Consider the following 7,905-nt stretch of genomic DNA (forward strand, 5'->3'; position numbering starts at 1 on the left):
ACCATGAAAAAAGCAAATTCGACTGCAACTCAGATCAAGGCAAAGCTTGGTCTACATGGAGTTTCGGATCCGGAAGCGGCCAAGGCGTTTATGACGTCGTACGAAGGCTTGCTGAACAATCCGAAATTTCCAAATTCCCCGGTCGACCTGGCGACTTACAAGTCAGGCATTGATCAGTTCACTGCGTTGATTATCGATGCGGAAGATGGCGGCAAGCGAGCCATCAGTGCGAAAGATAAGCAACGTCCGGTGGTGATCAAGATGTACACGCAACTCGGATACTATGTCGAGGCGGCGTGCAACGACGATCTGGCGACTTTCAACACCAGCGGCTTTACGCAGCAGGCGGCTAGAATCAAGACTGCTCCGGTAAAGTTGACTGACGCGAAGTTCCGCTCGATCGATCGCGGAGCCAACAGCGGTGACGTTGTTGTGCAACCGGAAAAACAGACCGGTGCTGTTGCTTACGATGTGCGGTACGCGCTCGAAGGCAATGGCGGGGTGCTCGGACCGTCGACTATCGTCACGGTGACCAAACCGACGAAGGTAACCATCAGTGGGCTCACGCTGGCTGGGATCTATCAATTCCAGATCCGCGCGCTGGGCGTGCTGGGTTACACCGATTGGATGGACACTAAGACGTTCGTCGTCGCCTAGCACCACAAAACGCGAAGCGCGAGCGCGATAGCGCGAAGCCTCAAACGATGGCGGCAATCCCGGAAACGGGGTTGCCGCCATTTGGGGTTTCGGCAGGAGCGCGCTGAAATGTTCATCATTTTTTCTTTTCTTCGTATAATCGCGCACATATGAATCGACAAAATCGAGCCTGTCTGAGGACACTTGCTGCGGTGGTGTCGTTGCTGATTTCAGGGATAGTTCTTAAGGCCCGGTCTGCGCAGACCACGCCGCAAGAGACCCACACGCTGGCGGCCGAAGACTGCACGAGCGCCAGGCTCGGAACCGCAATTCCGGTGACATCGATCGGCGAGCCTGTCGCGGGAGTCACTCTTGCAGCCCCCCGCTGGGTCGTAGCCGCCGGCAATGCGCCTGCATATTGTTCCGTCGATGGCGCGATGGCGCCGACGGACACCAGTTCGCATGGACGACCGATCAATTTCCGGGTAGTGCTTCCCGCATCGTGGACGAGTCACGCCGTGCAGCTTGGCGGTGGTGGCATGAATGGTTCCATCCCGAATCTCACGGGAGGCGAAGGCGCTACTTTGCTGCAGCGCGGCTTTGCCACCTACGGCAGCGACTCCGGCCACCAGCAGGCGGCGTTCGGTGGGCGTCGCGGCGGCCCTGCTCCAGCGGCTGCCGCTCCAGCCGCAAACACGGGCGATGACTGGACGCTCAGTGATGAGGCGATCAAGAACCTCGGCTATATGCAGTTGAAGAAGACTCACGACGCGGCCATGGTTCTGATGGAACGGGCTTACGCACAGCGGCCGCAATTCAATTACTTTGTCGGCACTTCGCAGGGCGGCCGCGAGGCGCTGACCGTCGCGCAGCGCTATCCAAACGACTACAACGGCATTGCGGCGAATGTGCCGATCGTGAGTTTCTCTTCTTTGATGCTCGGGCCTGAGTTGATTCGCATTCAAGAAAAACCCCTGGCGAATTGGGTGACTCCCGCCAAGGTCGAAGCGATCCGCGCCGAGGTCGTTCGCCAGTGCGACAAACTCGACGGCCTGGCCGACGGCATCATGAATAACTACATGGCCTGCCGCGCCATCTTCGACATGAGCCAGGGTAATCCGAATCGTAATCCCTGGGCTTCCAAGCGATGTCCGAACAATGTCGACGCGAATCCCGCAGACACCACGGCGAATGCGTGCCTGACCGACGGTCAGATCTCGACGCTCAAGGTTGTTTACAGCCGGTATAAATTCGCCAGGCCTCTGGCAAATGGAACGAAGACGTTCGGTATGTGGGTGCCGAATATCGATCCTTCGGGCAGCGGCCTTATCATGAACGCGCGCTTCAATGGGCAGGAAGGCGCTCCGGAGAACGCACCTAACCATTCGCATCTGGGCGTTCTGGGTGTGACGGGATTCTTGATGAAGGACATCCACGCCAATCCTCTGGACTACGTCGAAGGCGGAGCGTTGAATGCGCGGCGTGTGGAGATCTCCGGATGGCTCGACTCGACCAACCCCGATCTCTCGGCATTTGTGAAACGCGGCGGGAAGATGATCGTCGCCATCGGCACCAACGATACGCTGGCGTCGCCCGGGGCGCAGCTTGACTACTACCAGTCTGTGCTCGATAAGATGGGCCGTGCGACCGTCGATGGTTTTGCCCGATTCTATGTGATTCCACAGACGGGCCACGGCCTTACAGGATCCAGTTATACGAAGGACGGCGACGGCCAGACGATTCCAGCCGCGCAGATTCCAAGCCGGTTTGACCGGGTGGCCATGCTGCTCGACTGGGTAGAGAAGGGAACTGCGCCGCCGAAGTCGGCGACCGTCACGGGCAACGCAGGCAGCCTGCCTCTATGTTCCTATCCGACGTATCCAAAGTACAACTCGGGCGCGCACACCGATGCGGCCTCGTATACATGTGCGGCTCCATGAAGATCATTGGTCGCCTTCAACTTCCTATTACGCGTCCCACTGAATGACGGTATAGGATCGCGCAGGCACTTCGAATCGGGTCCGGCCATTGGTTGTGGAAGGTTTGTCGAAAGCAACGCGTTCCAGAAGAAGAAAAAGAACGGGGTTTGCAGTCGCGGGCTTTAGCCCGCGTGCAAAGGAGACGGAGAAATGTTCATTACGAAGAAGCATCTTTCACGGCGCACGTTCCTGACGGGAGCCGGCGTTACGATCGCGTTGCCTTTTCTGGAATCCATGGTGCCCGCGGCAACCCCGCTGGCCCAAACGGCCGCTTCCACAGCGCGGACCCGCTTCGGCGCGATTTATTATCCGCACGGCGCCACGATGGACAAATGGACGCCGGCCGGCGACGGCACGAATTTCCAATTCTCCGAGATTCGAACCTCTCAAGCCTTATCGGGACAGCATCAATATCATCAGCGATCTCAGCCACCCGCAGGCGTACGGCGGCGGTTCGGCAACGTCGAACCATACGCGGTCGGCGGCGGCTTATCTCAGCGGGGCGCAAGCGAAATCCGGACCGCAGGCCTATCTCGGCGTGACCGTCGATCAGGTCGCCGCGCAGAAGATCGGCCAGGATACGGCGATGCCTTCGCTCGAACTCGGCATCGAAGATCCAAGCTTGAGCTGTGGCGACCTGAGCTGCGCTTACCGTGACACGATCTCGTGGCAGAGCGCGACATCGCCTCTGCCAATGCAGAACAACCCCCAGGTTGTCTTCGAACGATTGTTCGGCGATGGCAGTACCGATAGTTTGCGGCGCGTCCGGCGCGAGCAGTCGCTCAGCCTCCGGGATTCCGTCATGGGCGACGTGAATGCTCTCAACAAAAAGGTCTCCGCGAGCGACCGCGCCCGTGTCGATCAATATCTCAACGACCTTCGCGAGATCGAGCGCCGGATCGAGAAAGCCGGCCAGCAGGTTTCGTCGGATCTGAACGTCCCAGCCGCGCCGACTGGCGTCCCGAAGGACTTCGAAGAGCACATTAAATTGTCGAAGACTCCAGGACTTCTGCAGCAGATCGCCGGATCTGCCGCCCAACTCCCCAGAAGAATCCGAAGGCTGGATCCGTCCGCCGTCGAGCCGGCTATCCGTCCTGATGAAGTGGAGCTCGATGCCTTCCGGAAATCTGTCTACACCCGGGCGCTCCAGCAAACAGACGGCAATTTCGAGGAAGCCGCCCCGCTCCTCGATGTCAACGTGAAGTCGCTTTACCGCGCCTGCCGCGACCTCAAAAAAGATGTCGCGAAGCCATCTTTGATGGAGCGGACGGGCGCGGAGCGCGAGCGCGATATATTGGATAGTTGGATTAAATGCTTGTGGAAACCGGCGTGAGATCGGAAAGAGCCGCTTCAGGTCAGAAGAGAAACTGGGAGGAAGACAGGCCGCAATCCATCAAGGCGATATGGGTTTTGAGATGGTTATTCATTGTACGGCCCTCCTTGCGGTTTTTTTTACCACAGTCCCCGGCGCGGCGCAACTCAGCTGTTCATCAAGCACTGAAACGAAATTATCTACCTGTCATATAATGCCCTTCAAAAAGCTTGGGACAAGCGCTGATCTTGGTCTGGAGGAGAACTGATGCTCAAAGGTTTCAAACAGTTCATGATGCGGGGCAACGTCATCGACCTGGCGGTCGCTGTCGTTATCGGCGCGGCATTTGGGGCAGTTGTGACAGCCCTGGTTAAGGACTTAATCACTCCGCTCATCGCCGCGATCGCCGGAAAACCGGATTTTTCGGCCATTATTTTCGAGGTCCGCGGCAGCAAATTCATGATCGGAGAGTTCATAAATGCGCTGGTGTCTTTTCTGTTGATTTCGGCCGCTATTTACTTTTTTGTTGTGCTGCCGGTAAACGCCCTCACCGCGCGAATGCGCCGTGGTGAAGCGCCGCCGGATCCGACTACAAAGAAATGCCCGGAATGCTTGAGCGATGTGCCGCTGGCCGCCAAACGTTGTGCATTCTGCACGTCTCCTTTGGGTGCCAAAGTCTCAGGATGACCTGAGTTGAAAGCGGACTATCAACGCATGTTGGGTTAAGCCCAATAGTTTCGAAGCCACAAGGGCATAGTTTTATGACCCGGTTCGTCTCCGATATTTGTCCACCATCTTCGACGTCACATCCTTCTCGGAAATCAACATTGCCGGTGGGTTGGCCGTTCAGCTACGTCGTACAGCAGTGGATAAGACGAACTTGAAGGGGATATACGATTTCAAGCGGGAATGGACGCCAGATCCGATTATTTCGGCGGTGAATTGGTAAAAAAGATGTCCGGTGTTACATGAAAGAATCGCGCCAGGCGCTCGATATGATTCCGGTTGAAACGCCGGCGGCCGGCAAGCAGATCCGAGATCGCCGATTCTTTCAGGCCGGTTCCCTCCGCCACAACGCGTTGCGTCACCTGTTTAGTCTCGATCAAGTGCGCGAGCATTTCCGCCTCGGTAACGTCGGGGATGGAATGATGCGCCTGCTCGTACTTTTCAATCAAGCCGGATAGGACCTCCAGATACGCGCTGGCGTCGCGGCTGCGCTTCGGCTCGACGATGAGTTCATCCACGATCGCCAGCGCCTCTTTCAATTCCCGCTCCGAGCGGATCGGCCGCAGGGGGAAGCGGCGGCAGAACTCCCAATATTCTTCAGTGGCCAGCATTTTCATCGTCTCACCTCCTTAAGGGTTCCATCGGTCGTACTCTGGAGGGGTCAAGATGCGATGCACCCACACAGTGTGCAACCGGTAATCGATCACAGTGATCAGCCGGTACTTGTTGTGCGAAATATCGAAAATCGTGTAAACCGGTGGCACATAATCGGCGCTCGGAAACTGCCCGTGCAATTCCGCCAAATTGTTCCACCGTGCCTTCGTGGCCTGTTTGAACCACGTCCGCAGCGACATTTCGGCTTCCGGATGGACGGCCCAGAACCCTCGCAAGCGGCTCATGGCGATCACGTGCATCACAGAAATAGTAGTTCACGATATGTGAAGTTGCAAGCAGACAATTCACAGAATGTGAAGTCTGTGGCAGGGAAGGCTTATTGGATGACTGAGTGGGTGAAACGTGGGGGGCGATCCTTCGGACCGACGTGCGGATCAGAAATTCCGCAAGGCCGAAAAATCAGATTTCCTCGGTGCTGGAATGGCGGAAATTGGGCGATTTCGCTAAGTTCAACTGGGACGCAGGGATTCGAACCCCGATAAGCAGATCCAGAGTCTGCTGTCCTACCGTTGGACGACGTCCCAAAGTACAACTTGAAGAATCCTAGCAGAATGGCAGGGAGTTCCTCAAGGCTGCGGGTTCAGTGCAGAACGGTTCCGGTGCGAAGCCACCTTGTGCGGGTCAGGAAATGGGCGGCGACGGAGGCGGAATGTTCGACCCATTCGGTGGCGCTCAACTGGTGGGTGTACGGCACGTCGTCGTAGGACCAGTAGATGAACAGGGGTGTGCCGATGAAGCTGGAACGCGGCGCCGGACCCCAGAAGCGGCTGTCGTTGCTGTTGTCGCGGTTGTCGCCCATCATGAAAAACTGGTCGGGGCCGAGGGTGATCGGGCCGAAGTCATCGCGGCGCTGGAACTCCACGGGATCGGTGTGGATGGCGTAGCGCTCGACGAGCTTCTTGTCATTGATGTACACGTCGCGATGACGGACCTGTAAGGTTTCGCCGGGCAGGCCGATGACGCGTTTGACCAGCCGGAGGTTGGGTTCTTCGGGCGACCAGAATGCGAGGATCTCGCCGCGTTGAATGGTTCGAGACGGCAGATACTTCTGAATGGCTCCGGGGTAATTGGCCGGGAACGCGACCTTATCCAGGAAAAAGTGATCGCCGACCAGGATTGTCGGCGTCATCGACTCGCTCGGCACCACGGTGGCCTGCGCCACGCCCTGCGTGAACACCCAGACAAAAACCAGCGTCGAACCGATGCTCTTGACCGAATCCCAAATGCGTTTGTTCATAACCTTAATCCGTTCTTATCCGTGTGGATCTATGAGTGCTTTTTGAGCCGCGTCACGGGCTCCCGGACTTCGAACTCTCCGTTACCCGGTTCAATCACGACGTCATTGAAAACAGCCGCATCCAGCAGACTTTTAATGTAGTTAACCGCCTCTTCCGTGAGGGGCGCCCGCAGCTCATAGGTGAAGCGGCGGCCATCCACCGCAAGAACTTTGACGAGGTGACTTTCGTCGGGTGAGTCCACCGGTTCCAGTTCGATGTCGAAAAAAGTGTGCGTGATGGAGTGTATTGACATGTTCACACCACTACCGCCAATGTAGCATGACTGGGCATGAGTAAACGAAAACTCATCCGCGACGCCGTCCACGGCGATATCGAGATGTCCGGTCTCGAAGTCGAGCTGATGGACACACCCGAATTCCAGCGCCTGCGCGGCATCAAGCAGCTCGGAACGGCCTGCCTGGTCTTTCCATCGGCCGTTCACACGCGATTCGAGCATTCCCTGGGAACCTCGTGGATGGCGCATCGGATGTTGAACGTCCTGCGCCGCAGCGCGGAGATTTCGGCCGATGACGAAAACCTCATCCGGGTTGCCGCCCTGCTGCACGATCTCACGCATATTCCATTCGGTCATACGCTGGAAGACGAAAGGCGGGTCCTTCCCCGGCACGACAAAGACGAAGAGCGCGTCGAGCACTTCTACCGCCGCTCAACCGTGGGCCGCATTCTGAAACGCGAGGGTCTGCAGGACGCTGTCATCGCAACCATCAACGGTAATGACACGTATGCTTCCGATATCGTTGGCGGCGGCATCAGCGCCGACCTTCTGGACTACCTTCGCCGGGACACCTATTTCTGCGGGCTTTCGCAGTACTACGACCCGCGGATCTTCGAGTCCTTCGTGATGGATGGGGGCCGGCTCGTGGTCAACCTCGAGAAGAACGGCACGCTCCGGCTCGACACCTTGTCGGAGCTGGTGAACCTGCTGCGGATCCGATACACGCTTTCCGAGCGTGTGTACTATCACCACACGAAAATTGCTTCCGGCGCCATGATTTCGAAGGCGGTCGAGCTGGGGCTGCGGGAGGGTCTGACGGTCGAAGAGCTGCGCGTGCTGCGCGACGATACTCTGATCTGGACGCTGCGCGAACTCTATACCAGGAATTCAACCATTGCCCATATCCTGAACCGGTTGGAGGCGCGCCAGCTGTATCGCGCCTGTTACGTCCTGACAACCGATGCCGGTGAAATGCGCCGGCAGGAGATCGTCGGAAGGTTTCATCATGATCTGGAAGCGCGCGAGGCCGCGGAGACGTCGATTGCGCGCGCCTCGGGGATTCAG

9 protein-coding genes and 1 tRNA gene are annotated in these 7,905 nt (G+C 57.6%); 5 read left to right on the top strand and 5 right to left on the bottom strand.

The features are described from left to right. From VGK48_03140 to mscL, 4 genes are all read left to right on the top strand, one after another. Positions 1–657, top strand: a 657-nt coding sequence (locus VGK48_03140; GenBank protein HEY2380157.1) for a fibronectin type III domain-containing protein, incomplete at its 5' end; no start/stop codon positions are given. A gap of 149 nt (positions 658–806) precedes the next feature. After that, positions 807–2,576, top strand: coding sequence for a tannase/feruloyl esterase family alpha/beta hydrolase (locus VGK48_03145; protein ID HEY2380158.1), 1,770 nt, complete (start codon positions 807–809; stop codon positions 2,574–2,576). A gap of 397 nt (positions 2,577–2,973) precedes the next feature. Further along, positions 2,974–3,948 carry a DUF1552 domain-containing protein gene (locus VGK48_03150; protein ID HEY2380159.1) on the top strand — a complete coding sequence of 325 codons (975 nt, stop codon included), beginning with the start codon at positions 2,974–2,976 and terminating at the stop codon, positions 3,946–3,948. A gap of 246 nt (positions 3,949–4,194) precedes the next feature. Next, entirely contained in the window at positions 4,195–4,614 is a 420-nt protein-coding gene (gene mscL, locus VGK48_03155) for a large conductance mechanosensitive channel protein MscL (GenBank protein HEY2380160.1), read from the top strand. 239 nt (positions 4,615–4,853) lie between these two features. On the opposite strand, the gene VGK48_03160 is transcribed toward mscL, so the two are convergent. From VGK48_03160 to VGK48_03180, 5 genes are all read right to left on the bottom strand, one after another. Then, a complete protein-coding gene (locus VGK48_03160; protein ID HEY2380161.1) occupies positions 4,854–5,270 on the bottom strand; it encodes a helix-turn-helix domain-containing protein in 417 nt (138 codons plus the stop codon). A gap of 12 nt (positions 5,271–5,282) precedes the next feature. After that, positions 5,283–5,567, bottom strand: a complete 285-nt coding sequence (locus VGK48_03165; GenBank protein ID HEY2380162.1) for a type II toxin-antitoxin system HigB family toxin — start codon at positions 5,565–5,567, stop codon at positions 5,283–5,285. 214 nt (positions 5,568–5,781) lie between these two features. Next, positions 5,782–5,852, bottom strand: a tRNA-Gln gene (locus VGK48_03170). Positions 5,853–5,908: 56 nt separating this feature from the next. Then, a complete protein-coding gene (lepB, locus tag VGK48_03175; protein HEY2380163.1) occupies positions 5,909–6,565 on the bottom strand; it encodes a signal peptidase I in 657 nt (218 codons plus the stop codon). A 29-nt stretch (positions 6,566–6,594) separates the two neighbouring features. Next, positions 6,595–6,858, bottom strand: coding sequence for a hypothetical protein (locus VGK48_03180; protein ID HEY2380164.1), 264 nt, complete (start codon positions 6,856–6,858; stop codon positions 6,595–6,597). Between the two features lie 36 nt (positions 6,859–6,894). Between VGK48_03180 and VGK48_03185 the strand changes: the two genes are divergently transcribed. Further along, positions 6,895–7,905, top strand: a 1,011-nt coding sequence (locus VGK48_03185) for an HD domain-containing protein (protein HEY2380165.1), incomplete at its 3' end; no start/stop codon positions are given.

It is taken from the genome of Terriglobia bacterium (assembly GCA_036496425.1).
Taxonomy (GTDB): domain Bacteria; phylum Acidobacteriota; class Terriglobia; order 20CM-2-55-15; family 20CM-2-55-15; genus 20CM-2-55-15.

Excerpts from the sequence above, each read along its gene's own strand:
- lepB (HEY2380163.1), bottom strand. The coding sequence starts at position 6,565 with ATGAACAAACGCATTTGGGATTCGGTCAAGAGCATCGGTTCGACGCTG.
- VGK48_03165 (HEY2380162.1), bottom strand. The coding sequence starts at position 5,567 with ATGCACGTGATCGCCATGAGCCGCTTGCGAGGGTTCTGGGCCGTCCAT.
- VGK48_03180 (HEY2380164.1), bottom strand. The coding sequence starts at position 6,858 with ATGTCAATACACTCCATCACGCACACTTTTTTCGACATCGAACTGGAA.
- VGK48_03160 (HEY2380161.1), bottom strand. The coding sequence starts at position 5,270 with ATGAAAATGCTGGCCACTGAAGAATATTGGGAGTTCTGCCGCCGCTTC.
- VGK48_03145 (HEY2380158.1), top strand. The coding sequence starts at position 807 with ATGAATCGACAAAATCGAGCCTGTCTGAGGACACTTGCTGCGGTGGTG.
- mscL (HEY2380160.1), top strand. The coding sequence starts at position 4,195 with ATGCTCAAAGGTTTCAAACAGTTCATGATGCGGGGCAACGTCATCGAC.